Here is a 23,671-nt window from a genome sequence, read left to right as displayed (position 1 = left end):
GGACACACCATGGCCGGAGCAACAGCCCCGCTGCTCGGACTCGAAAAGAAGAGCCTTCGCGAGCAGGCGCTGTCCGCCCTGCGCACGGCGATCACGAGCGGTGAACTTGAGCCGGGCCGGCATCTGGTGGAGACCGAACTATCCGACATGCTCCAGATCAGCCGGGGAACGCTGCGCGAGGCCCTGCGGCAGCTGGAGCAGGAAGGGCTGCTCTCGGCCGGAGCGCGGGGACGGCTGTCCGTACGGCATCTGGACAGCAAGGAAATCCGGGATATCTACGCCGTCCGGGCGGCGCTGGAGTCGCTCGCGGTCCGGACGCTGTGTGAACTGCCGGACCGGATCCCGGTGATTGCGTCCCTGCGCTCGGCGATCGACGCCATGGCGGCGGCCGCGGAGGGGACCCTGGAGGAACGGATCGAGTCCGATCTCGAGTTCCACCGGACGATATGCCGGCTGACGGGAAACGAGACCCTGCTGCACTCCTGGGAATCGCTTGAGGGCTCCATCCGGATGTCGATCATGTTTGCCGGGATCGAACGGGCCGTCAAGAACATGAGCGTTGACCGGCACCACGACATCGTCGCCGCGATCGAGACCGGCGACGCAATGCTGGCGCGCGCCACCGTCCTCGAACACATGGACGTCGCCGCGGCGAACCTCGTCGCCTAGCCGGCGTCAGTAGTCCACGATCGCGCCGGCGGAGATGTTGACCGTCGCGTCGGTGATGGCTGCCGCCTTATCCGAAACGATGAACGAGGCCACGTTCCCGACGTCTGTCAGGGTGGCGGTGCGGTTCAGATGGGCCGTCCTGGCGATCTCCACCACGATCTCTTCCCGACCTTCGGCCTGCCACGGGATGGTTTCGATAATGCCGCCGGTCACCATGGTGACCACGCGGATACCGTGCTTTCCCAGCTCGAGGGCCCATTGCCGGCGCAGTCCTTCCATCGCGTCGAGCGCCACTTTGAACCCGCCCAGGCCCGGTACGGTCTGCGGGCCCGAGCCGCCGAACATGAGCACCACGCCGGAACGCTGTTTGACCATGTGGGCGGCGGCCGCGCGGGTGGTGAGAAAGTGGGTGCGCGCAGCCAGGCTGATGGGCCGGGTGAAGTCGTCCACATCAATGTCCATGAGCGGCTGCTGGACATCTCCAAACGAGATCACGTTGAAGGAGATGTCAATCCTCTTGCTCTTTTTCGCCACCCGGTTCACGAAGGCATCCACCTGCTCCTCGTCCAGGGCATCGACGACGGCGGTCTCCGCCGTGCCGCCGGCCTCGCGAATGTCTCGGGCCACTTTCTCCAGTCGCGCTTCGGTCCTGCCGGCGATGTGGACGGACGCGCCTTCGGCCGCGAAGGCCCTGGCCACCGCCCCGCCGACCGCCCCGCCGCCGCCGTAGATCAGTGCGGTCTTGCCGTGCAGCAAGCCGTTGTCCGGAAGCCCGTTATTCAGCATGGTCGCCTGCCTAGTGCCGCGGAGTTCGTGAATTCCCTCAACTATGTTCTTGCCGGACGTCGGTGGCAAGAGGCCCGGTCCCGTGCGGGCCGTCGCGGGACAACACCGGGGAGGGGCCGGGGCAACGCCGGGACCCGGCCAGGAGCCCCCCAAATGCTTACGCCTGGCCGAATCACGGCGCGCCTGACGGCTTACCGCCGTCCTGCCAGCGAGGAATTGGACACGTCCAATTCCTCGCCCTGAGCGTAACCGGAACAGATTAGACATGTCCAATCTGTTAGGATTGCACGCGAACTGACGACACGTGAAGAGCCGCGTCCGACCATATTCGCTTGATGAAAGAAGCCACTGTGAGCAGTGACCAGTCGACCTCGGCGCCGGGCCTAGCCCTCGCCCGCAAACTGAACATTCTCCTGGATACCGCTGAGGCCGAGGGCCGGAAAATCACGTTCAATGACGTCAGGGACGCCATGACCGAGGCCGGGACGCCGCTCTCTCGCGCCAGATGGCACTACATGCGATCGGGCACCGGCCCCGCCGTCAAGAAGGTCGAACTCCTGCAGAACCTGGCCAGGTTCTTCGGCGTGAACGAGAACTACCTGATCGATGGTGACGACGAACTTCCGCCCCGGGTGGAGGCTCAGCTTGAACTGCTCGCCTCGATGCGGGCCAACAAAGTCCGTAACTTTGCCGCCCGCCAACTGGACGGCCTCTCCCCCGAAACCCTGCTCCAGATCCGGGACCTGATCGACGAACAGCTCTCGCGCGGGGATACGGACGAGCCCTGAGTAGGCCGCCAACCATGCTTTGACCTGCGCTGATATGCTTTTGGCGAAGCTTGGCGGCTATGATCGCGGGCATGCTGACGCTCTCAACTGCCAAGGACTCGGTACATGGATTACGACGCCGCCCGGTCGCGGGCACGGGAAGCAGAAGCCGGCCTCGCCCTCGCCGAGCCGGTGTCCCTTGCCTCAATCCAGAGACACCTTGAACGGCAGCGGGGCCGCAAGATCGTCATCAACCCCATCGAAGGGGCAACAGACAAAGTCTGCGGGCTGTGGTTCGGGCTGGACCACATGGACCTGATCCTGCACGCACGGGCGGCCTCCGAGGTCCACCGGCAGCAGATTGTCCTCCACGAGTTTGCCCACATGGTCCTGCGCCACGAGCAGGAAATCGTCTCCCCCGAATTGGCCGGCACATTCTTCCCGGAGCTCGATCCGGAGCGCGTCGTCAGGGCACTCAGGCGGACCGACTTCCTCAATGAGGTCGAGGTCACCGCGGAACTCTTGGCAGATCGCCTCGCCGCACGCATCCGCCGTTCCCAGGACCGCTCGGGCGGTCAACCGGGGAACTTCAGCTCCGTGTTCGGATGATCCAACTCATCACGGCTTAGGGTCACCCTGGCCGCCCTGGTTGTTGGGGACTTCAGGGGCTTCTGGGGTTTCTGGGGTTTCAGCGTTGACCGCGGCCGCCGGGCCGCCGATGCCGTAGAAGCCCGCCTGGCCACCAGCCGGCCCGCCAGTCTGACCGGACGGGGGGCCGCCGGGCGATCCGCCTGGAGCCTCACGCTCGGGTGCCGGGCCACGCACGGTCGCCTGACCCTGACTCGGGGCTGGACCTGGCGCTGCTGGGGGATACGGGGATGGACCGGGGACCGGATACGGGGCTGCCGCGGCGGACCCGGCTGGGGGGCCGGAATAGGGTCCGGCTGGCGGGCCAGCATAAGGCCCGGCTGGCGGGCCGGCATAAGGCCCGGCCGGCGGTCCGGCATAGGCCGGCACCGGCATGTCGCCCGGATCGACGGGACCCATATCGAGGTGGAACGGCGGATATTCATCCCGCATCAGGGATACGTATGCGATGACGCGGTAGATCCAGCGGTTCAGCCCGAGCAGAAGATCGAACAAACCCCGCCAGTATTGGCCGGTGAACAACAGGATCACGCCGGCAATGAAGACCAGCAGCCCGAGGAGCGAGATGCCCACGCCTTCCTGCACCCAGCGGCCGTCGCGGAACTCCCATGACCTCGCCGTCCCGGTCAGCACGCCGATGATCAGCAGATGCGGAATGGCCAGCAGCCACGATTTCACGAAGATCAGGCCGCGGGACAGCCGGTCGGGATAGTCGACGTCGAAGTCGGCCGGGTAGTTGGTACGGGCCAGGGTGAAGGGCGGATAGGCATCGGTGCCGATGGCGCTGAAGGCATAGAAGGCCACACGCCAGTTCCAGCGGATCACGCCAACATTGAAGTCGAACAGTGAGCGGGGGTAGCGGCCCGTAAACAGGATCGCGAACCAGGCCACAAGAGTTACGACGCCGAAAGCGAACCAGAGGAAGAACAGCACGATGCAGTGCGGAATGGCCAGGAACCACTTGACGAGCCACATCCAGCGGGACAGGTTCGGGTCGAGGTAGCCGTTGAGGCGGGCCGGATACACGTAGTGCGAGGGGCCGCCCGGAGGCACCGGATAGGGAGTTCCCGGCGCGGCAGCGTAGGCTGCTACGGCGCCTGGCGGGACTCCGGAGGACCCTGCCGCGCCCGGCGGCACTGCGCTGTTCAACTGCCCTGGGGCCCCGGGCGCGTACGCACCCACCGGATGCGGCTGGCCGGGCTGGGGCGGCAGGTTGCCGGGAGGGACGCCGCTGCCCGGGCCGCCTCGGCCGGACCGTGCGGCGCGGCCGAGGCCGGCCGCGCCCAGCACGATCAGCGGCACCCCGATCAGCAGCATCACAAGGCCGCCGATCAGCAGGCCGATGAAGATCGGCCACAGTAGGTCGGAGCGTGCCCCTGCCTGCAGATTTACCGCCACCGGTGCACTCGCATCGGCATTCATGACCACCACGGCCCAGCTTCCGGAGCGCAGGTTCCAGGTGAGTTCCTGTTCACCTGGGCCCGTGGCGGTCGCGGCCCAGAAGCTCTGCCGCGCCGGATCGGCCGGGGGCTTGAATCCGTCCACTTCGCGGTAGATAGTGCGGAAGGGATCGAACCTGACGTCGACGATCTCGGTATGCCGGACCCCGGCCATGTACGCCGCGACGTCGGCCCGCGGGGCAATTCCAATGAAGATTTCTTTGCCGGGGTCGTTGGTGGAGCCGCGGAGCAGCACGCTGCCTGCAAGGTCCACGGGGGTGCCCTCGGGCAGGCCGCCTGCGGTCATGAGGTCCAGCCGCGGGGTCGTCAGGGCGAAGGAATCGCCTGAGAACTGCTCCGACGGCGTGACGAAGTACCTGCCGTCGCGCTGCTGGTAGTTGGCCCATCCCGTGACGCCGGCTCCCGCCAGCAGTCCGAGCCCCACCAAGGCGCACAGCGCACCGAGGACCAGCATGACAATCCGGCCTGCTTTCATGGCCGCCGTCCTTTCAGATGGTCCGTTTGTCCTGCCCGGTCGGGCAGGACTTCCGGATGCAGGGTGCGCCTGGCCGCGCCGCTACCGACCGAGCGAGGTCAGGAGGGTCTTTGCCCAACTGCCAGCCTTCTCGATTTCACCGCTGCGCAACGGGCCCTTGGTGCCGCCCACGTAGAACGGCATGGGCTCGGAGATGATGTCGGCTCCGCCGGAACGGAGGGCATGCGTGATCTTCTTGGCGGCGTCGCCGTGGATGAACATGCGCACGCGGGTGTCGAAGGCGGCCGCCTTAACCCCCGTGAGCCGGTCCTTGCCGAGGCCCGAAAGCAGCGCGGTGACCTTCGGCGTCGGACGCCATCCGTTGATGGGACTGCCGACGACGAGGAGGTCCCCCGCTGCCAACTCTCCGGCGTTGAAGTCGTCGACCGGGACGGCCGCGGCGTCCAGTCCCTCGAGCTCACCGGCCACTGCCTCGGCCACGGCCTTCGTGTTGCCGAAGGCCGAGTCGTAGACAATGAAGGCTTTCAAGCCGTGATCACCACTTTGAGGGCCTTCGTCTCTGCCGCACGGGCGAAGGTGTCGTAGGCTTCCATGAACTCGTCAAAGGTGAAGTGGTGGGTGGCGAAACTGTCCGCTGGGAGTTTTTGCTGCGCCACGAGCTTGAGCAGCATGGGGGTGGTGTTGGTGTTGACCAGGCCCATGCTGATGTTGATGTTCTGGATCCAGAGGTTTTCGACGTGCAGCTCCACGGCTTTGCCGTGCACGCCGACATTGGCCACATTCCCGCCGGGCCGCACGATGTCGGTGCACATGGCGAAAGTCGCCGGGATGCCGACGGCCTCGATCGCCACGTCCACGCCCTGACCGTCGGTCAGGAGCATCACCTGCTCCTTCCAATTGGGATCGCTGGAGAGGACCACATCGGTGGCGCCGAATTCGCGGGATTTCTCCAGCCGGTTCGCGTCGAGGTCGACGGCGATGATCGTGGCGGCGCCATAGAGACCCGCCGTGGAGATCGCGGCCAGCCCCACGGGACCTGCGCCGATCACTGCCACCGTGTCACCGGGCTTGACCCGGCCATACTGCACGCCGATCTCAAAGCCGGTGGGCAGGATGTCCGAGAGCATGACGGCCTGCTGGTCGCTGACTCCCTCGGGCAGGAGGTGCAGTGAGTTCTCGGCGTAAGGGACGCGGACGAACTCGGCCTGGGTGCCGTCGATCAGGTGCCCGAAGACCCAGCCGATGCCGGAGGTGCCCTCATCTCCCAAGCAGTGGGAGTACAGGCCGGTCTTGCAATTGGCGCAGTGCCCGCAGGACTTAATGCAGGAGATGATGACACGGTCCCCGACCTTCAGGCTGGTCACGGACGCGCCGATCTCCGTAATGGTGCCGACCCCTTCGTGGCCCAGAATGCGTCCCTTTGTCACCGCCGGAACATCGCCTTTGAGGATGTGCAGGTCCGTGCCGCAAATGGTGGTGGTGTCCACTTTGACGATCACATCGCTAGGGCTCTGGATAGTGGGGTCGGGGACGTCGGTCCAGGATTTCTCTCCAGGGCCGCCATAGACGAGGGCTTTCATACGTGCTCCTTGGTTTTGAGGATGGTCGGCGGATCCACGATGCGCAGCCGGCACGGCGTTACCGAGTCGTCGATGCCGGATGACATGACTGAGCGACGGGCATGCTCGTAGAGTTCTTCAATGGCATCGTCCGTCACGCGGGAGTGGGCGAGGTCCACCACGACTTCGTACCCGGGGAGTTTGGCCGCCACGCGGCGGCAGACAACGTAGAGGGCCCGGATGTTTGCGGGGGTGACGACGCCCCGCACGTTGACCCTCGCCGACTGCTCAATGGCGTCGATCCGAATAAGGACTTTGATGCGGGGATCCCCATGCGAGGGGTGTGCGTAGTAGGCGCTGGATCGGTTTCCGTATTGCCTGTGAGTCACGTGAGGTCAGAGCTCCCGCGCAGCCCGTCAGCGCACTCAATAATGTAAGAATCGCTGTCAAAAGTCATGTTGGCTTCGGTCTCCTGCCCTGTTCCCGCAGACGCGGGAAAGGGCGGAATGCCTTTTCCTTCCCCAAGGTTTTAAGCGAGACCGTGCACCTGATAAGCAAGCGGTTCATCCCCCAACTGGCCGTGCAGGAACCGCCCCAAATTCAGCTTGGGGGGTGCGGGATGAAGGGGTAAGGGGCGAAAGTCCCTTATGGGCGTTTAGGTCCTTCGCGGTTTCGCGCCTAGCCTGATTTCCATGTCTGAACAGCTCGATTCCCGCCTTTCGCCCGACCTCGTGCTGACTGCCGTGCGGCAGCCGGGGGACGACACATGCTCCGATGTGCATATCCGAAATGGCGTCGTGGCGGCGGTGGGTCCATCAACCGGGAATTCCGGCGTCGCCGGCACCCGGGTGGTGGCTCTCGACGGCCGCTACATCATTCCGGGGCTCTGGGATGAGCATGTCCACATGACGCAGTGGGCGTTAGCGTCTAATCGCCTTGATCTCTCCGGGGCCGGCTCGGCACGCGAGGCGGTCGCCGTCGTCGCTGCGCACCTGGCCGGGGCTCACCTGGCCGGGGCCGGAGGTCGCGACGCCGTTCCGGGTGCTGTCCAGACGCTGGTGGGAGTCGGTTTCCGTGATGCCGTCTGGACGGACCTGCCCGGCCTGGACCTCCTCGACGGCGTGACGCACGGCCGGCCGACGGCCCTGATCAGCCATGATCTCCACTGCGTCTGGCTCAACTCCGCGGCGGCCCGGCGGTACGGCGTGCAGGTGGACGCGGGCGGCCTGCTCCGGGAAGAACCGGCGTTTGCCCTGACACGCGAGCTAGGCAAGCTTCCGGACACGGTGGTGGACGCTTGGGTGCAGAAGGCGGCCCAAGCCGCTGCCGCGCGGGGCGTGGTCGGGATCGTGGACTTCGAGATGACGTGGAACCGCAGCCCCTGGCTACGGCGGATCTCCGGAGGCTTCGATGCGCTCCGGGTCGAAGCGGGGGTCTACCCGCAGGATCTGGACAGGGCCGTGGCCGAGGGACTGCGGACAGGCTTGGAGGTCGCCGGCGGCGGCGGACTCCTGACCGTGGGCCCGCTGAAGGTGCTGATCGACGGCTCGCTCAACACCCGCACCGCATACTGCGTTGACCAGTACCCGAACGGCGGCCACGGCCTGCTGACGGTGGGCGAGGCAGAGTTGCTCGCCCTGCTGCTCCGGGCGCGGCAAGCAGGATTCGTGCCAGCCGTCCACGCGATTGGCGACGCGGCCAACCGCGTGGCGCTGGACGCGTTTGAGGCGGCAGGAATTGCCGGACGGGTGGAACATGCCCAGTTTGTGCGGAACGAGGATTTCGCCCGCTTCGGCCGGTTGGGCGTGATCGCGAGCGTCCAGCCGGCGCACGCCCTCGATGACCGCGACGCGGCCGAGGCGAACTGGCCCGGCCGCACGGACCGTTCCTTCCCGCTGCGTTCGTTGGTGGCCGCCGGTGCCAGGCTCGCTCTCGGCTCCGACGCCCCCGTGGCTCCGCTGGACCCCTGGACCGCCATGTCCGCCGCAACAACGCGCGCCCGGCAGGACGGCCGCGGACCCTGGCATGCCGAGCAGGCTCTCACCCGGCAAGAGGCACTCACCGCGTCAACGCGCGGGCGGGGCAGGATTCGGGTCGGGGATCCGGCGGATCTCGCGGTGCTCGACGTCGACCCGTTCACTGCGTCCGAGGCAGAGTTTGCCGCGATGCCGGTGGCCGCCACGCTGATGGCGGGGAGATTTACGTACGGCGGCGTTTAGTTGTTGACCGCGACGGCGTCTGGCTGGCGACTAGTCTTTGCCCTTGACCCGCGCTTGGACGAGGTTGGCGTACGGCAGGCGGCCATACTCCGCCACGAACGCCGCGTGATAGCCGGCCTCGGCCGCGTTGAGCTCCTCAACGGGCAGCTCTTTCCACGCGATGATCAGTGACCCAGCCGCGGCGAGCTGCCAGATGAGCCGGCCGTCCCAGTGGCCGGGCGGCTTGCCGGCGCCGAAGTCGACGAATTCCTGAATCTGCCGCCGCAGCCCGCGGTTGCCTTTGCTCCCGGGACCGGCCTTGCCCACGAAGAGGACGTCGGCGCCATCGACCCATTCGGCGTCGAGCGCTTCGGCTTTCAGGGTGGGGTCCTTCTTCTTGAAGACGCCAGCCGTGCTCCTGGCCAGGAACTGCGGGCGGTACCCTTCGGGCTTTAACACCGCGAAAATTCCGGGTTTCTGCGGGATCCGGTTGATGTCAAGATCCCCGAGCAGCCGGAATCCTGTGAACCCGTCCTTTTTCAGTGACTGTCTGTTGATCGGCATGGATTCCTTGGATCGGGGCGGGGGCGTTCCTTCGAAGCTTACCGACGCGCAAGTTCGGCGGCCCTCATTTTGTCAGTGGTCGACGGGAGACTGGATTCATGGACGGCAATCAGGGGCCCGAAGTGGTTCCAACACCATCTCGCGGCGCTTTCGCTGATGCGAGGATCACCGTTGTGGCGCGTTGCTGGTTCCTCCCCCCGGGCTCTCCCTTCAGTGTCAGACCCTCGAGGGAGACTGGATTCATGGACGGCATCCAAGGGCCCGAGACGGGGCCGGCAGACCCGGCACCGGCAAGTGCTGTGACGGTCGCTGACCTGGCCCGGATCCTGGCCTTCCTCCCAGCCCCGGACACCGCCGCCGCACTGATCGACGAGATCCGGGATCTCGAGGACCTGAAATCCGCCGCGGCCGCACAACAGGCCCGCCTGAGCGTGGCCTTCGATGCGCTTCAGCGCCGCGAGCAGGCTGCCGCCGGGGTCCCGGCCGACAAGCTCGGCGCCGGTGTCGGCGCGCAGATCGCCCTGGCCCGGCGCGAATCCCCCGCCAAAGGCAGCCGCCTCCTGGGCCTGGCCAAAGCCCTCGTGACCGAAATGCCGCACACCCTCACCGCCCTGGAAACCGGGAACCTCAACGAATGGCGCGCCACCTTGCTCGTGCGCGAAACCGCCTGCCTGACCGCCGCCGACCGGGCCGGGGTCGATGAGGAAATGGCCGCCGACACCGGCGCCCTCGCCGGGGCCGGGGACCGGGGCCTGATGGCCGCGGCCCGCACCGCCGCCTACCGGCGCGACCCGCGCTCCGTCACCGACCGCGCCGCGCACGCCGCCACCGACCGGCACGTCAGCCTCCGCCCGGCCCCGGACACCATGACCTGCCTCACCGCCCTGCTCCCCGTCGCCCAGGGCGTGGCCGTCTACAACGCCCTGACCCGGCACGCCGACTCTTGCCGCTCCGCCGGCGACCCCCGCACCCGCGGCCAGGCCATGGCCGACGCGCTCGTCGAACGCATCACCGGCACCCCCGGCGGGATCGCCGGCATCGAACTCCAACTCATCATGACCGACCGCACCCTCCTCCAGGCCGACTCCGAACCCGCCCGCCTCACCGGCTACGGCACCGTCCCCGCCGGCTGGGCCCGCAAAATCCTGACACCGGACGAGAACCCAGCCCCGGACATCCGGCTCCGCCGCCTCTACACCCGCCCCGGCACCGGGGACCTCGTCGGGATGGACTCCCGGGCCCGGATCTTCCCCGCCGGGCTCCGCCGCTTCATCCAAACCCGCGACGACACCTGCCGCACCCCCTACTGCGACGCCCCGATCCGGCACCTGGACCACATCATCCCCTGGCACCACGGCGGAGAAACCACCGGCACCAACGGCGCCGGGCTCTGCGAAGCCTGCAACCACACCAAAGAAACCCCCGGCTGGAACGCCCAGCCCCGCCCCGGCCCCAGACACACCATCCAGCTCACCACCCCCACCGGCCACACCTACCAGTCCACGGCCCCGCCGCTCCCGGGAACGCCGTATCCCAAGACAGCGACACCGCTCCGCCGTCGCAAGCTGCGGTACCTCGCCAAGGCGCCCAAACCAGCCGGGCCCCGGGCCGCGGCAGCGGCCTGAAACCCTCCTGGGTTTGCAATCACAAGAGGCTGGGAGATCAAGAACAATCCGAGCCCCCGGGCTCGGGCGCAGACCGTGTTTGGCGGCAATCCAAGAACCGCAAAAATCCTCAAGCGGATCAACACACTCATTAAGGACATCGCGCGCAACGCCAATGAGTGATCGGAAGACCGGAGCCGCTCAAACACGGCTTCTACGGCTATCGGTCCCGGCGCAGCACCGACGAGCGTCGGCTGGTCTGCGGGAAACTGAACCTCAGCCAGGGGAACGGACTGTCCCACTGCCTCGTCCAGCTGCAACACGTGAGGCCTGCAGGTACCTTCGCGATCTCGCTATGAGACGGCTCGGACATTTGCATGACCAGAACGACCCGGCTTAATCAAGTGGTTACCTGCAGGCGCTTTAAGCGTACGCCTGCCTCCCCACCGTGGCGAGAGGAAGAAAGCCTCTGGACCCCGCCACAAAAACACGCTCTTCCGCGAAAGCGTAGAGTGGAGGAAGCCGCCTGATTCTGGACGCCGAGTGCTGAGGGAGAAATCGTGACGATTGACTGGGACGAAAAAAAGGCCCTGCTGCAGGAGCCGAACATCGCCGCGGTGACAAAGCTGTGCGACGAGCTCATGGAAAAGAAGCCTGGATCCGTGGTCCCCTACATCGATCCCGTCCATGACGAGGACGAATGCCGGATTGTCAGCCTGCATATCAGCCCCGGCAAGGGCACGGAGTCGGGCTTTGTCTCGCACTTCAACGACGACGAAACGGCCCGCCGTGCCACCTCCATCTACGAGGCCGCAGAGCTGGACCCCCGCTACGTAATGCCGTGGAACGCCTACCCGTGGGTCCGAGATCCGGACGCCGCATCGGCCCTGAATGTCCAGGAGAAGACGGACGGACTCCGGCCCTTCCGCCAGTTCCTGAAGATCAACAAGCGCGTCTCGGCCGTCATTGCCCACGGCGCCGACGCCCACTCCTTCCTGACGCTCTTCGAGAAGACCTACCATTCCTCGTTGAAGAACCACGGCGTCAAGATCTACAAAGCCACCGCGCTCGGCGGCCGCGCCTTCGCCGTTTCCCCCGCCAAGCAGGAAGAGCTCCTGGCCAAGAACGTTGAGGTCTACAGGGACGCCATGCAGCGGGCCGGCATCCAGCACCTCTAGGGCCAGGACTTCACCCCTCCACCAGCCTGCGCCGGTGTTTGAGCTCCTTGACCCAATCGCGGGTGACGGCCGCCGAAAACGGCGAGGCGCCGTCGTCGTTCGTCATGGAACTGAACGCCGTACCCGCCTGGAGGTCCGCCAGCAGCGGCCCCGCGGCCTTCAGCGCCAGCTCCAGCGCCTGAACGGCGGCCCGCTCCGTCAGCCCCAACCCCGCGGCCCAGCCCAAAAAGTGCTTCCGGGATATCCCCGTCCGCTTGCCGTCCAGGGTCAGGGCGAGCGTCTTGTCGCCGTAGACCACGGTGGAGGGGATGTCGTACACCGGCGCGATTGACCATTCGCCGCCCGGCTGCTGCACAATGGAAACATTTTTGGCGTGCAGGTCCCCGTTGCCCGTCAGCCACGCGAACGCCGCCTGGAGGGCCAGATTCCGTAGCGCCGGCAGCGGCGCCGCGCAGTACGCCGCGAGCGCATGGCACACCTGCCCGTACCCCACGTTGTACTTGTCGGCCGGGTACAGCCCCAGCACCTGCGCCCCGTCCTCGACGGCGAGCCGCTGCACGGCATTCGACGGCGCGCCCGCCGCAGCCGTTGAGATGGGCACCCGGTCGAAGCGCTCCACGAGAAGTCCCGGGCGGCCGGCGACGTCGCGGATCAGTCGGACCCGGCTCAGCGGGATCCGCAGCCGCGCCGCATAGCGGAACATGACGTATTCGTTTTCGACGACGTGCGGGAACTCGGGCGCGTTGAGCTTGAGGATGTAGCGCCGGCCGGCGCTGGCCACCGGCATGGAGATCATTCCCGCGGACAGCTTGTCCTGCACGCCGGCGAGGGCCACCGGGTCGATCAGGCCGGAATCGCCCAGCAGGGCATCGAAATCCACGGGGGTTCCGGGTTCAAGCTCGACGGCGTGTTCGTCCGGATCCAGCTTCTCCCCGTGGCCCACAATTTGCACGTCACCCACCGGATTGGCTCCGGCCGCGATGAGCAGCGACAGATCATCGTCGACGCTGGTCTTGACGGACCGGCGCAGGGCATTCAGCCGTCGGCCCTCCGGCAGAAGCCCGGTGAAATACGGCGGAGCCGCGCCCGCCGCTGACAGCACAGGGTCCGCCGTCAGCGGCAGGGAGCTCGCGACGGCAGGTGCCCCGGACGCCAGATACGCCGGCAGGTAACTGAACCTGGTGCCGCCGTCGTGCCGTTCCAGCCGGGCCGCCAGCACACCGGCCTTGTAGACGTCGGCGATGCGGTGCCTCATGGCCGGGCGTCCGCACTCTGATCCGGTTCCCCGCGTGCCCGCAGTTCCCCGTTGGCCTGCTGCCCGGCGAGGGCGCGGGCGGCCGCGCTGGTCCGTGTCTGCACCCGGAGTTCCAGCCCCAGCGTGTCCAGGAGCGCGAGCAGGGAATCCAGTTGCACGGTGCGTTTGCCCTGCTCGACGAAACGGACGAAGCGTTCGGAGACTCCGGCCAGTTCGGCCAGTTCACGCTGCCCCAGCCGGAGCGAGGCGCGCCGCGCGCGGACCTCCGCAGCGAGCTGGTCCGGAAAGGACTTCCCCATGACCGCATCCTCCCCTTTGATCACCATGCGTCCGAACGGCCGCCTTCATAGGTACGAACGTGCCGTTTTTCCCGCAATCCCAGTGTAGGGCGGCCGGGCGAGCCCGTACAGAGCCATTTCGGCACGTTCGTACCGGCGGTGCAGGAGGTGTCGGCGCCCCTAGGGTCCAACGGCCCTGCCCGCGCCGGGGGCCCGACGAGATGCTGGACAAGGGCGGGCGGCGTGCCCGTGCCCGAGCGCGGAGCGGCCCGGAAGGACAAGCCATGGGACGGCTGGACGGCAAAGTGGCATTGATCAGCGGAGGCGCCCGCGGCATCGGCGGGGCCATGGCCACCCGGATGCTGCAGGAAGGGGCAAAGGTGGTGGTCGGCGATGTCCTGGACGACGACGGCGCCGCCCTTGCGGCACAGCTTGGCGACGGCGCCCGGTACGTGCATCTGGACGTGACCAAACCTGCCGACTGGGAGCAGGCCGTGGGCGAGGCCGTCGACGCCTTTGGCGGGCTCAGCATCCTGGTCAACAACGCCGGAATAGTGAACTTTGGCCGGATCGACGACTATCCGCACGAGCAGTGGGCCCGGATCATCGAGGTGAACCTCACCGGCGTCTTCAACGGCATCAAAGCTGCCGTGCCGGCCCTGGCCCGCTCCAGTCCCGCCGCCATCATCAACGTCTCATCGATCGCCGGACTGCGCGGATACGAACAGCTCGCGGGGTACACGGCGTCAAAGTTCGGGGTCCGCGGCCTGACCAAGAGCGCGGCCCTGGATCTCGGCGGCCTGGGCATCCGCGTCAATTCCGTGCACCCGGGGGTCATCCAGACACCCATGACGGAGGGCATGACCTTCGACACCGGCCACGTCCCGCTGCACCGGGTCGGCCAGCCGACGGAAGTTGCGGACCTCGCCGTCTACCTCGCCGCGGACGAATCCTCCTTCGTCACCGGGGCCGAATTCGTGATCGACGGCGGCGAAACCGCGGGGTCGGTCGCGGCAAACCCGGCCGACGCGCCGGAGAACTAGCCCGAAAGGGGCACCATGTCCGGGAAGAGTGGTTCAAAACTGGCGGTGGTCGGTGCCGGAAGCGTCGGTACCTCCCTCGCTTATGCGGCGCTGATCCGGGGCTCGGCCAGCCACGTCGCCCTGTACGACGTCAACGCCATCAAGGCCGAGGCCGAGGTGCTGGACCTGGCCCACGGGACGCAGTTTGCCGCCGCGGCGGCCACCGTCACGGGCGGCGGTGACATCTCCGCCACGGAGGGCGCCGACGTCGTGGTCGTGACGGCGGGCGCCAAACAGGCCCCGGGCCAGACGCGCCTTGACCTGGCCGGCACGAATGTCCGGATCCTCGAGGACCTCATGCCCCGGCTGCTGGAGCATGCCCCGGACGCCGTCTATGTGCTCGTCACGAACCCCTGCGACGTCCTGACAGTCGCCGCGCAGAAGATCTCCGGCCTGCCGACGTCGCGCATCTTCTCCTCCGGCACGGTGCTGGATACCTCCCGGCTCCGCTGGCTGCTGGCCGAACGCGCAGGAGTCTCGCTCACCAGCGTCCACGCCAGCATGGTGGGCGAGCACGGTGACACGGAGTTCCCCATCTGGTCCGGCGCCACGATCGGCCCGGTCCCCATCCGCAACTGGACCGTCAACGGCGAACGGATCTTCTCCTCCGAACTCCTGGCCGAGACCGCGCGCGAGGTGACACAGGCCGCGTACAAGGTGATCGCCGGCAAGGGCGCCACCAACTACGCCATCGGGCTGTCCGGTGCACGCATCGTCGAGGCCCTGCTGCGCGCCGAAAACGCGGTCCTTCCAGTTTCCACGCTGCTGGACGGGCAGTACGGAATCTCCGGTGTGGCGCTCTCACTGCCCAGTATCGTGGGGCACGGCGGCGTCCTGAAGGTGCTGGACACCCCCATGGACGACGGCGAACTCGCATCCCTCCACCACTCGGCAGAAACGCTGCAGCAGAGCCTGGCGACGCTCGGGATCTGAAGTAGCAGCCTACTGACGGGAACATAGTTCCGCAGCCGGGCGTTGAATCCGGGTACCCTGAAAGTGCCTCCGGGTCACGAGAACGCCGTGAAACGGGATGGCCGCCCAACGACCCAGCTAGGAGGATCTCCATGGCCACTGCCCGCGCAGCCGGTGCCGTGCCGGTCCTCCGCCGCGCAGCACTGCTGGCCGGCATCCTCGCAGTCATTGCCGGCTTCCTTGGCATGCACATCCTTGCCGGCCTCCACGGAACGCACGGCCAAACCGCCCACCCGGCAAGCGCTTCTAGCGTCATGCCCGCCGCCCGGACTCACTCTGGACACTCACCCGCCGCGACAGCTCCTGCGGCCCCTCCGGTGTTCGCTACAACGGTGACAGTCGGCGGCACGCCGATGCCGGCGTCGTGCACCTGTCAAGGTAGCTGCGCCGAGAAGCCGGCCGCCCATGTGGACTGCACCCCCTCCGTGTCCGGCGTCTCGCTGAGCGTGCCGCCACCGGGCACCGCAGTGAAGCGAACCCAGCCCTGGGCGACAGGTGTTGCGGCCCAGTGGGCGCTCTCGGCCCGCATCCCCGGCTCACCCACGCCCAACGATCTGTCCATTAGCCGAACGTAAACCCGGGCCCGCGCCGTTGATTTTCCGGCGCCTCTGCATGCCATCGGGGCGCGCCGCCCTCCTGCGCCGCAGCCCGCCCGACGCCGGCGTTCCCTGCCGGATTTTCAAAGGACAGATCTGACATGAAGAAGACCCTCACGATTTCCGCGACCGCCCTCGCCGCCGTCATCGCCCTGGCCGGTTGCTCCACCGGCTCCGGCTCGAGTTCCGGCAGCACGATGTCCGGAATGGGCAGCGGCAGCATGGCTGCGAGCTCCGCGCCGGCCGCTGCCGGCGCCACCCACAACGGCACCGACACGCTCTTTGCCCAGGGCATGATCCCCCACCATGCACAGGCCGTCGAAATGAGCGAGAAGATGCTGCAGAAGCAGGGCATGGACGCGCGAATCACGGCTCTGGCCGCGAAAATCAAGGCCGCCCAAGGCCCGGAGATCGAGAGAATGACGGGATGGCTCAAGGCCTGGAACGAATCCACGCAGACGGCCGGCGGCCACGCCATGTCCGGCATGATGGGCGAGGATGACCTCAAGGAACTCGACGCCGCCCAGGGCACCGAGGCCGCGAAACTCTTCCTGACCCAGATGATCGCTCACCACGAGGGCGCCGTGGAGATGGCGAACGCGGAGGTCCGCAGCGGCAAGAGCGCCGAGGCCGTCCAGCTGGGCAAGGACATCGCGGCCGCCCAGACCGCAGAAATCGCCGACATGAAGGCACTGCTCGCCGCCCTGTAGGCGCCGCCGGCACCAGAGCACCAACCGTGACGGCGGCCCCGGCCCCTGGCAACCGGCCCTCGGGCTGGCGGTCATCCGGCCCCTGGGCCGTCGTCACAGTTGACACCAGGTGTGACCCCTGCCATATTTTAAAGCGTGAACCTGTCAGACAGCCGGACAGCAGGACAGCCGCTCGCCCGCCTCAGCGCGGCCGAAGCGGTATTCAACGTCCTCCGCTCCGACATCGAATCCGGCAAGCTCGGCGTCGGCGCCAAGCTGAGCTCCGAGGCAACGCTCGCCCAGGAGTACGGGGTGAGCCGCTCGGTGGTGCGCGAGGCCCTGCGCTCCTGCACCGCCTTGGGCCTGACCGTCACCAGGACCGGACGAGGCACGTTCGTCGTCGCCAACCACGTGGCAAAGGACCTGGTGCTGGGCCAGTACTCGGCACGCGACCTCACGGAGGCGCGTCCCCACATCGAGGTTCCTGCCGCCGGACTGGCCGCGGAACGCCGATCGCCCGAGGAACTGGACACTATGCGGGACATCGTCGCTGCGATGACCGCCGAGGACGACCCCGAAGTATGGGTGGGCCTGGACTCCAGCTTCCACGCGTTGATCGCACGGGCCAGCCGCAACAAGGTGTTCGAAAACGTCGTCGCGGACATCCGCGAGGCCCTCGCCTACCAGTCCGAGACACTGAACATGGTGGCGGACCGCAAGCACGCTTCCGACGACGAACACCGGCGCATCCTGGCCGCCATCGAAGCCGGCGACGCGGCGACGGCGCGCATCGCCATGAGCCAACACCTCCACGCCGTTGGCGTCGCCCTCGACTCGATCCTCAACTCCTAACAGAAGGCACGGCAGGCTTTCGGCCAGCCCCGCCGGCACCCGACCAGACACCAACAACTCCACCGCCAAAGGACGCAATGATTTCTCCTGCCCTCGCGCACTTACCGACCCCGCTGGCCCCGGAACGGCTCCCGCAGCACGCCCCGCTTGCGGTCCAGACCCGCGACGGCCTGGTCGAGAGCGTCCACTACGGCTCCGCGATCGCCACGGCGGCGGACGGCCGGACCCTGCTGGCCGCCGGCGAGCCCCTCGCCCCGTTCTACCCGCGCTCGGCCCTGAAGCCGCTGCAGGCTGTGGCCATGGTCCGCGCCGGGCTGGACCTCCCGGACGAACTCCTGGCCCTCGCGGCCGCCAGCCATTCCGGAGCCGCCGCCCACCGCGACGGTGCGCGGCGCATCCTGGACCTGCACGGCCTGACCCCGGAGGACCTCGAGAACAGCACAGACCTCCCCTACGGCGCCCGCGAGCGCGAGGAATGGCTCGCCGGCGGCGGAAAGGCCACCCAGCTGGCCCAGAACTGCTCCGGAAAGCACGCAGCGATGGCCGCCACCTGCGTCATCAACGGCTGGCCGGTCCGCGGCTATCTGTCCCCGGAGCACCCGCTGCAGCAGCTCGCGGCCCGGACCGTGGCGGAGCTGACCGGCGAGGAACCGGAGCGCACCTCCACTGACGGCTGCGGCACCCCGCTCTTCGCGCTCACCCTGCGCGGCATGGCCCGCGCGTTCGGCCGGCTGGCCGCGGCAGGCGGCCCCGGCGCATCCGGAGACAGCGCGGAAGCCGCCGTCGCACGCGCCATGCGCCGCCACCCCGAGATGGTTGCGGGCGAGGACCGGGACGTCACCGCGCTGATGCGCCTCGTCCCCGGCCTGCTGGCCAAGGACGGCTTCGAGGGTGTCCAGCTGGTGGGCCTCCCGGACGGCCGCGCCATCGCCGTGAAGATCTCCGACGGCGGGGACCGCGCCCGGATGCCCGTCACCGTGCGGATCCTGGCGGCGCTCGACGTCGACACCTCGTCCCTGGGGCACCTCGCCGCGACCCCTGTGCTGGGCGGCGGGCGGCCCGTCGGACTCCTGCAGGCCGCCGATTTCCTCGCCGCTCCCGAAACCTCCCACGCCGCCGACGCCCAGTAAGGACCGCCATGACCTCGATCGACGAACGCCCGGATTTCCGCTCCGAACACGACCTCCTCGGCGACCGGGATGTTCCCGCCGACGCCTACTGGGGTGTCCATACCCTCCGGGCCGTGGAGAACTTCCCCATCACCGGCCAGCCGTTGTCCTCCAACATGTACCTGGTCCGCGGGCTGGCCGCCGTGAAACTGGCTGCCGCCCGCACCAACCACGAGCTCGGGCTGCTCGACGCCGAGCGCGCCCGGGCCATCGAGGATGCCTGCGCCGACGTCATGAACGGCAAGCTCAGCGAGCAGTTCGTCGTGGACGTCATCCAGGGCGGTGCCGGGACGTCGTCGAACATGAACGCCAACGAGGTGATCGCCAACCGGGCCCTGGAAATCCTCGGCCACCCCAAGGGCGACTACGCACGGCTGCACCCCAACGACCACGTCAACCTCAGCCAGTCCACCAACGATGTCTATCCCACGGCGGTCAAGCTCGGCACGATCTTCGCCGCCCGGGAACTGCTGGAAGCGCTCACCGAGCTCGAGGACGCCTTCGCCGCCAAGGCCCTTGAATTCCGCACGGTGGTGAAGATGGGCCGCACCCAGCTGCAGGATGCCGTCCCCATGACACTCGGCCAGGAATTCGGCACCTACGCCGTCACGATCGGGGAGGACCGGCTCCGCCTGGCCGAAGCCGACCTGTTGATCCACGAAATCAATCTCGGTGCCACGGCGATCGGCACCGGCCTGAACGCCCCGGCCGGGTACGCCGCGGCCGCCTGCCGGCACCTGGCCGACATCACAGGTCTTCCGCTCGTCACGGCCGTAGACCTGATCGAGGCCACGCAGGACGTCGGCGCCTTTGTGCACCTCTCCGGCGTGCTGAAGCGGGTCGCCGTGAAACTGTCCAAGATCTGCAATGACCTCCGGCTGCTCTCCTCCGGCCCGCGCGCCGGGCTTGGCGAAATCAACCTGCCCGCCGTGCAGTCCGGCTCCTCGATCATGCCCGGCAAGATCAACCCGGTCATCCCGGAAGTGGTCAGCCAGGTGGCCTACGAGGTCATCGGCAACGACGTCACCATCACCATGGCCGCCGAGGCCGGCCAGCTCCAGCTCAACGCCTTCGAACCGATCATTGTCCACAGCCTCCACAAGAGCATCTCCCACCTGGAAGCCGCCTGCCGCACCCTCACGGCCCGCTGCGTCCGGGGCATTACCGCCAACACCGAGCGGCTCCGCCTCACGGTGGAACAGTCAATCGGCCTCGTCACCGCCCTCAACCCGCACCTGGGCTATGCCACGGCCACGGCCATCGCGCAGGAGGCCCTCGCCACCGGCAAGGGCGTCGCGGAGCTCGTCCTCGAACACGGTCTCCTGACCGCGGAGCAGCTTACCGAGCTGCTCAGCCCGCAGCGCCTGGCCAACCTGAGCAAGTAGCGTACTTCCGAACCCCGAAGGACCCCCATGACTCATCCCGACACTGCCCGCGCCCAAAAACAGCAGGACCAACAGCCCGCCCATCAGCGGCCGGCCGTCACCGACCACACCATTCCGGCGCATGCCCACGCCACCGAGGCCGCGCTCCACGCCGAGGACCAGGGCTACCACAAGAGCCTGAAACCCCGACAGGTCCAGATGATCGCGATCGGCGGCGCCATCGGCACCGGCCTCTTCATGGGCGCCGGAGGCCGTCTCGCCACCGCCGGACCGGCCCTGATCATCAGCTACGCCGTCTGCGGCTTCTTCGCCTTCATGATCCTGCGCGCCCTCGGCGAACTCGTGATGCACCGGCCGTCGTCGGGCTCGTTCGTGTCCTACGCACGCGAATTCTTCGGCGAAAAGGCCGCATTCGTCACCGGCTGGCTGTACTGGCTGAACTGGGCCATGACCGCGATCGTGGACATCACCGCCGTCGCGCTCTACATGAACTTCTTCAAGAAGTACTGGGCCCCCATCGCGGACGTGCCTCAGTGGGCCTGGGCCCTGGCCGCCCTTATCCTGGTCCTGGCCCTGAACCTCATCAGCGTCAAGGTGTTCGGCGAACTCGAATTCTGGTTCGCGCTCATCAAGGTGGTGGCGCTGGTGTCCTTCCTGCTCGTGGGCATCTACTTCGTCATCTTTGGCACGCCCGTCGGCGGCCACGAGGTCGGTTTCAGCCTGATCGCGGACAATGGCGGCCTGTTCCCCAACGGCCTGTTGCCGGCAGTCGTGGTGATGCAGGGCGTCGTGTTCGCCTACGCCTCGATCGAGCTGATCGGCACCGCCGCCGGCGAGACGGAAAACCCGGAGAAGATCATGCCGCGGGCCATCAACACAGTGATCGTGCGCATCGCGGTGTTCTACGTCGGCTCGCTCGTCCTTCTCTCGCTGCTGCTGCCCTACAGCTCCTATAAGGCCGGCGAGAGCCCGTTCGTGACCTTCTTCGGCTCCATCGGCGTCGACGGCGTGGACGCCATCATGAACCTGGTGGTCCTCACCGCCGCGCTGTCCTCGCTCAACGCCGGCCTCTACTCCACCGGCCGGATCATGCGCTCCATGTCCGTCTCCGGGTCCGCGCCGAAGTTCGCCGCCCGCATGAACAAGGCCGGCGTCCCCTACGGAGGCATCGCCCTGACCGCCGGTGTGGCCGTCCTGGGCGTCGTCCTGAACGCCGTGGTCCCCGCCGAGGCCTTCGAGATCGTCCTGAACGTCGCGTCGCTGGGCATCATCAGCACGTGGGCCATGATCGTGTTGTGCCAGATGCAGCTGGCCCGGCTCGCGGCCCGCGGGGAACTACTCCGGCCTTCCTTCCGGATGCCCGGCGCCCCCGTCACAGGCTGGATCACCCTGGCCTTCCTCCTGGCAGTGCTGGTCCTCATGGCGTTCGACTCTCCGGTGGGAACGTGGACCATCGCGTCCCTCGCCGTCATCATCCCGCTCCTGATGCTCGGCTGGCGCCTCTGCCGGCACCGCATCATGGAAATCGCCGCCGTCCGCGACGGCTTCACCGGCCCGTACCCGCTCGTGGCCAACCGGCCTGGCCCGGGGGCCCCGGGCGGCAACTAGCACCTCGCCCGCCTGCCCAACTGGCTCGCAGTTGTGGTCGTTTTGAGCGCTCAAAACGGCCACAACTGCGAGCTAGTTGGGCGGGGTGTCGGCGTAATGCAACGCCCCCGCAACCTCTGATCGAGGCGGTTCGCATATGCTCAGCAGACCAGCTCACACTGGCGCCCACCGGCTCAGCGACGAACCATCCGGGAGACACTTCATGACCAACTGGCGGATCAGGGACTTCCACTCGGCAGATCTTGACGGCATCCTGCACCTTTGGGAATCCCTCAAGGAATCGAATGTGGAGCCCGTCTACGCGCTCTCCGAGGTCCTGGCCTCGTGCGAAAAGGACCATGCCGTCGTGGCGGTGCAGGGCGAGCAGGTGGTGGGCGCCGCCGTCGGACGTGCCGCCCATGACCAGGGCTGGATCGTTTTCCTGGCGACGCTGCCCGAGTTCCGGGGCCGCGGGATCGGGACCTCGCTGCTGGCCTCCGTCGAGAACCGGATGGCCCCGCACGGGCTGAACAAGCTCTCCGCGCTGATGCCGGAATCTGAAACCCGGGTGGAGGCGTTCCTGGGCCGCGGCTTCGTGCTGAAGAAGAACCTGCGCTACTTTGAGCGGAAGATCCCGGTCCAGCGCCAGGAGCTGGAACCCCTCAGCCAGCTTGGCGGCCGCATCCTGGCCCGCGACCTGTGGGAGAACGTGGCCGGCATGCGCCGCGAAAAGGAACTGCTGGAACGCCGGCTGGTGCTGCCCCTCGCCGAGGCCGACCTCGCCGACGAATACGGCGTGGTTCCCCCGCGCGCCGTCGTCCTCTTTGGTCCGCCCGGCACCGGCAAGACGACGTTCGCCAAGGCGATCGCGTCCCGGCTCGAGTGGCCCTTCGTGGAGGTCTTCCCCTCCCGGCTGGCCGCCGATCCGCAGGGCTTGGCCGGGGCGCTGCGCGAAACATTCCTGGAGATCGCCGAACTCGAGCACGCGGTGGTCTTCATCGACGAGGTCGAGGAAATCGCCTCGCAGCGCTCGGGCGAGCCGCCCTCCCCCCTGCAGGGCGTGACCAACGAACTCCTCAAGATCATCCCCGCCTTCCGCGAACAGCCCGGCCGCATCCTGGTCTGCGCCACCAACTTCATCCGCGCCCTGGATTCGGCATTCCTGCGGCACGGCCGGTTCGATTACGTCATCCCGATCGGCCTGCCGGACCGGCAGGCCCGCGAGGCGATGTGGCAGCGCTTCATCCCCGCCGCCGTGGTGGACGACGTCGACGTCGAGCTCCTGGTGGACCGCACCGAGGGCTTCTCCCCCGCGGACATCGAGTACGCGGCCCGCAGCGCCTCCCAGCGGGCGCTGGAAAAAGCGGTGTACGACGACGGCGGCGCGGCGTCCGGGGGCGATCCCGCCTCCCGTGCGGCTGTCCGCAAGGGCCCCTCCACCCAGGACTATCTCGATGCCATCCGGGACACCCGGACGACGGTCAGCGACGAGGTGCACCAGGACTTCCTCGAGGACATCGACGCCTTGGGCCGGGTGTAGCCAAAGCAACGGGGGCTGGCCGACGTCGTCATCGTCGTCACCTTCCTGAAGTTCGGCAGGGCGGAACTGCCCGCATGGGTGACGCGCGCGCCGGACTCCGCGGACAGTCCCTGCTGATCGGCACCGCCAAGTGGATCGGCACGCTGGCCCCCACGGTGGCGTTCGGCTGGCTGGGGAATTCGCCGCTGATTCTGGGCCTCGGCGGACTCTGCAGCGTCTTCGATCTGGCGTACATCGCGCTGCTTTGGCGGGCCCGACGCCCTTTGATGCCGGCAGTTTGATGCCCGCAGGGACACAGCTGTCCGGCCGGTGACCTTCGGCCCCTTCCGGTGCGCCCCGGGACCTGCCAGAGTGGCGG

The 23,671-nt window shown here is 67.7% G+C and carries 24 protein-coding genes; 16 read left to right on the top strand and 8 right to left on the bottom strand.

The window, feature by feature from the left end:
* The first annotated feature begins 9 nt into the window (after nucleotides 1–9).
* Nucleotides 10–669 (top strand): GntR family transcriptional regulator, encoded by a 660-nt coding sequence (locus ACVWZ7_RS12160; RefSeq protein ID WP_456507980.1) that lies wholly within the window; start codon nucleotides 10–12, stop codon nucleotides 667–669.
* 6 nt (nucleotides 670–675) lie between these two features.
* On the opposite strand, the gene ACVWZ7_RS12155 is transcribed toward ACVWZ7_RS12160, so the two are convergent.
* Nucleotides 676–1,455, bottom strand: a complete 780-nt coding sequence (locus ACVWZ7_RS12155; RefSeq protein WP_091255415.1) for an SDR family NAD(P)-dependent oxidoreductase — start codon at nucleotides 1,453–1,455, stop codon at nucleotides 676–678.
* A 335-nt stretch (nucleotides 1,456–1,790) separates the two neighbouring features.
* On the opposite strand from ACVWZ7_RS12155, the gene ACVWZ7_RS12150 reads away from it, so the two are divergent.
* The gene (locus tag ACVWZ7_RS12150) at nucleotides 1,791–2,243 is read left to right on the top strand and encodes a hypothetical protein (RefSeq protein WP_456507979.1); all 453 of its coding nucleotides are present in this window, start codon (nucleotides 1,791–1,793) and stop codon (nucleotides 2,241–2,243) included.
* 105 nt (nucleotides 2,244–2,348) lie between these two features.
* Nucleotides 2,349–2,831, top strand: a complete 483-nt coding sequence (locus ACVWZ7_RS12145) for a hypothetical protein (RefSeq protein WP_456507978.1) — start codon at nucleotides 2,349–2,351, stop codon at nucleotides 2,829–2,831.
* 9 nt (nucleotides 2,832–2,840) lie between these two features.
* Here ACVWZ7_RS12145 and ACVWZ7_RS12140 read toward each other — a convergent pair whose 3' ends face one another.
* The 4 genes from ACVWZ7_RS12140 to ACVWZ7_RS12125 form a co-directional block, all read right to left on the bottom strand.
* A complete protein-coding gene (locus tag ACVWZ7_RS12140; RefSeq protein ID WP_456507977.1) occupies nucleotides 2,841–4,805 on the bottom strand; it encodes a DUF4389 domain-containing protein in 1,965 nt (654 codons plus the stop codon).
* An 81-nt stretch (nucleotides 4,806–4,886) separates the two neighbouring features.
* The gene (locus tag ACVWZ7_RS12135; protein WP_116766676.1) at nucleotides 4,887–5,333 is read right to left on the bottom strand and encodes a flavodoxin family protein; all 447 of its coding nucleotides are present in this window, start codon (nucleotides 5,331–5,333) and stop codon (nucleotides 4,887–4,889) included.
* A complete protein-coding gene (locus tag ACVWZ7_RS12130; RefSeq protein ID WP_456507976.1) occupies nucleotides 5,330–6,385 on the bottom strand; it encodes a zinc-dependent alcohol dehydrogenase family protein in 1,056 nt (351 codons plus the stop codon). The genes ACVWZ7_RS12135 and ACVWZ7_RS12130 overlap by 4 nt, the downstream gene beginning before the upstream one ends.
* Nucleotides 6,382–6,753 carry a hypothetical protein gene (locus tag ACVWZ7_RS12125; protein WP_456507975.1) on the bottom strand — a complete coding sequence of 124 codons (372 nt, stop codon included), beginning with the start codon at nucleotides 6,751–6,753 and terminating at the stop codon, nucleotides 6,382–6,384. Before ACVWZ7_RS12125 ends, ACVWZ7_RS12130 begins: the two co-directional genes overlap by 4 nt.
* A 303-nt stretch (nucleotides 6,754–7,056) precedes the next feature.
* Here ACVWZ7_RS12125 and ACVWZ7_RS12120 point away from each other — a divergent pair, with 303 nt between their 5' ends.
* Nucleotides 7,057–8,583 (top strand): amidohydrolase, encoded by a 1,527-nt coding sequence (locus tag ACVWZ7_RS12120; protein WP_456507974.1) that lies wholly within the window; start codon nucleotides 7,057–7,059, stop codon nucleotides 8,581–8,583.
* A 30-nt stretch (nucleotides 8,584–8,613) separates the two neighbouring features.
* Here the strand turns inward: ACVWZ7_RS12120 and ACVWZ7_RS12115 are convergent, their stop codons facing one another.
* The gene (locus ACVWZ7_RS12115; RefSeq protein WP_344367346.1) at nucleotides 8,614–9,126 is read right to left on the bottom strand and encodes a hypothetical protein; all 513 of its coding nucleotides are present in this window, start codon (nucleotides 9,124–9,126) and stop codon (nucleotides 8,614–8,616) included.
* 242 nt (nucleotides 9,127–9,368) lie between these two features.
* Here ACVWZ7_RS12115 and ACVWZ7_RS12110 point away from each other — a divergent pair, with 242 nt between their 5' ends.
* Nucleotides 9,369–10,751, top strand: coding sequence for a DUF222 domain-containing protein (locus ACVWZ7_RS12110; RefSeq protein WP_456507973.1), 1,383 nt, complete (start codon nucleotides 9,369–9,371; stop codon nucleotides 10,749–10,751).
* A gap of 539 nt (nucleotides 10,752–11,290) precedes the next feature.
* Nucleotides 11,291–11,908: a uracil-DNA glycosylase family protein gene (locus tag ACVWZ7_RS12105; RefSeq protein ID WP_344367496.1), complete on the top strand. Its 618-nt coding sequence runs from the start codon at nucleotides 11,291–11,293 to the stop codon at nucleotides 11,906–11,908.
* Nucleotides 11,909–11,918: 10 nt separating this feature from the next.
* On the opposite strand, the gene ACVWZ7_RS12100 is transcribed toward ACVWZ7_RS12105, so the two are convergent.
* Nucleotides 11,919–13,163, bottom strand: coding sequence for a type II toxin-antitoxin system HipA family toxin (locus tag ACVWZ7_RS12100; protein WP_456507972.1), 1,245 nt, complete (start codon nucleotides 13,161–13,163; stop codon nucleotides 11,919–11,921).
* A complete protein-coding gene (locus ACVWZ7_RS12095) occupies nucleotides 13,160–13,462 on the bottom strand; it encodes a type II toxin-antitoxin system Y4mF family antitoxin (protein ID WP_344367494.1) in 303 nt (100 codons plus the stop codon). The genes ACVWZ7_RS12100 and ACVWZ7_RS12095 overlap by 4 nt, the downstream gene beginning before the upstream one ends.
* A 263-nt stretch (nucleotides 13,463–13,725) precedes the next feature.
* Between ACVWZ7_RS12095 and ACVWZ7_RS12090 the strand changes: the two genes are divergently transcribed.
* The 10 genes from ACVWZ7_RS12090 to ACVWZ7_RS12045 all read left to right on the top strand — a co-directional run bounded on the left by ACVWZ7_RS12090 (nucleotide 13,726) and on the right by ACVWZ7_RS12045 (nucleotide 23,594).
* Nucleotides 13,726–14,484, top strand: a complete 759-nt coding sequence (locus ACVWZ7_RS12090; RefSeq protein WP_344367493.1) for a glucose 1-dehydrogenase — start codon at nucleotides 13,726–13,728, stop codon at nucleotides 14,482–14,484.
* Between the two features lie 15 nt (nucleotides 14,485–14,499).
* Nucleotides 14,500–15,456 (top strand): L-lactate dehydrogenase, encoded by a 957-nt coding sequence (locus tag ACVWZ7_RS12085; protein ID WP_116766684.1) that lies wholly within the window; start codon nucleotides 14,500–14,502, stop codon nucleotides 15,454–15,456.
* Nucleotides 15,457–15,587: 131 nt separating this feature from the next.
* Entirely contained in the window at nucleotides 15,588–16,070 is a 483-nt protein-coding gene (locus ACVWZ7_RS12080; protein WP_456507971.1) for a hypothetical protein, read from the top strand.
* Nucleotides 16,071–16,192: 122 nt separating this feature from the next.
* Nucleotides 16,193–16,801 (top strand): DUF305 domain-containing protein, encoded by a 609-nt coding sequence (locus ACVWZ7_RS12075; RefSeq protein WP_456507970.1) that lies wholly within the window; start codon nucleotides 16,193–16,195, stop codon nucleotides 16,799–16,801.
* Nucleotides 16,802–16,936: 135 nt separating this feature from the next.
* Complete coding sequence (locus ACVWZ7_RS12070; RefSeq protein ID WP_456507969.1) at nucleotides 16,937–17,632, top strand: FadR/GntR family transcriptional regulator; 696 nt, start codon at nucleotides 16,937–16,939, stop codon at nucleotides 17,630–17,632.
* A gap of 77 nt (nucleotides 17,633–17,709) precedes the next feature.
* Complete coding sequence (locus tag ACVWZ7_RS12065) at nucleotides 17,710–18,762, top strand: asparaginase (protein WP_456507968.1); 1,053 nt, start codon at nucleotides 17,710–17,712, stop codon at nucleotides 18,760–18,762.
* Nucleotides 18,763–18,770: 8 nt separating this feature from the next.
* Nucleotides 18,771–20,186 carry an aspartate ammonia-lyase gene (locus tag ACVWZ7_RS12060; protein ID WP_456507967.1) on the top strand — a complete coding sequence of 472 codons (1,416 nt, stop codon included), beginning with the start codon at nucleotides 18,771–18,773 and terminating at the stop codon, nucleotides 20,184–20,186.
* A gap of 27 nt (nucleotides 20,187–20,213) precedes the next feature.
* Nucleotides 20,214–21,794 carry an amino acid permease gene (locus ACVWZ7_RS12055; RefSeq protein ID WP_456507966.1) on the top strand — a complete coding sequence of 527 codons (1,581 nt, stop codon included), beginning with the start codon at nucleotides 20,214–20,216 and terminating at the stop codon, nucleotides 21,792–21,794.
* Nucleotides 21,795–21,996: 202 nt separating this feature from the next.
* Nucleotides 21,997–23,313 carry an ATP-binding protein gene (locus ACVWZ7_RS12050; protein ID WP_344367486.1) on the top strand — a complete coding sequence of 439 codons (1,317 nt, stop codon included), beginning with the start codon at nucleotides 21,997–21,999 and terminating at the stop codon, nucleotides 23,311–23,313.
* 74 nt (nucleotides 23,314–23,387) lie between these two features.
* Nucleotides 23,388–23,594, top strand: coding sequence for a hypothetical protein (locus ACVWZ7_RS12045; protein ID WP_344367485.1), 207 nt, complete (start codon nucleotides 23,388–23,390; stop codon nucleotides 23,592–23,594).
* Nucleotides 23,595–23,671: the final 77 nt, after the last annotated feature.

Source organism: Arthrobacter sp. TE12232 (assembly GCF_054062615.1).
This window is presented reverse-complemented; position numbering and strand designations above follow the sequence as displayed.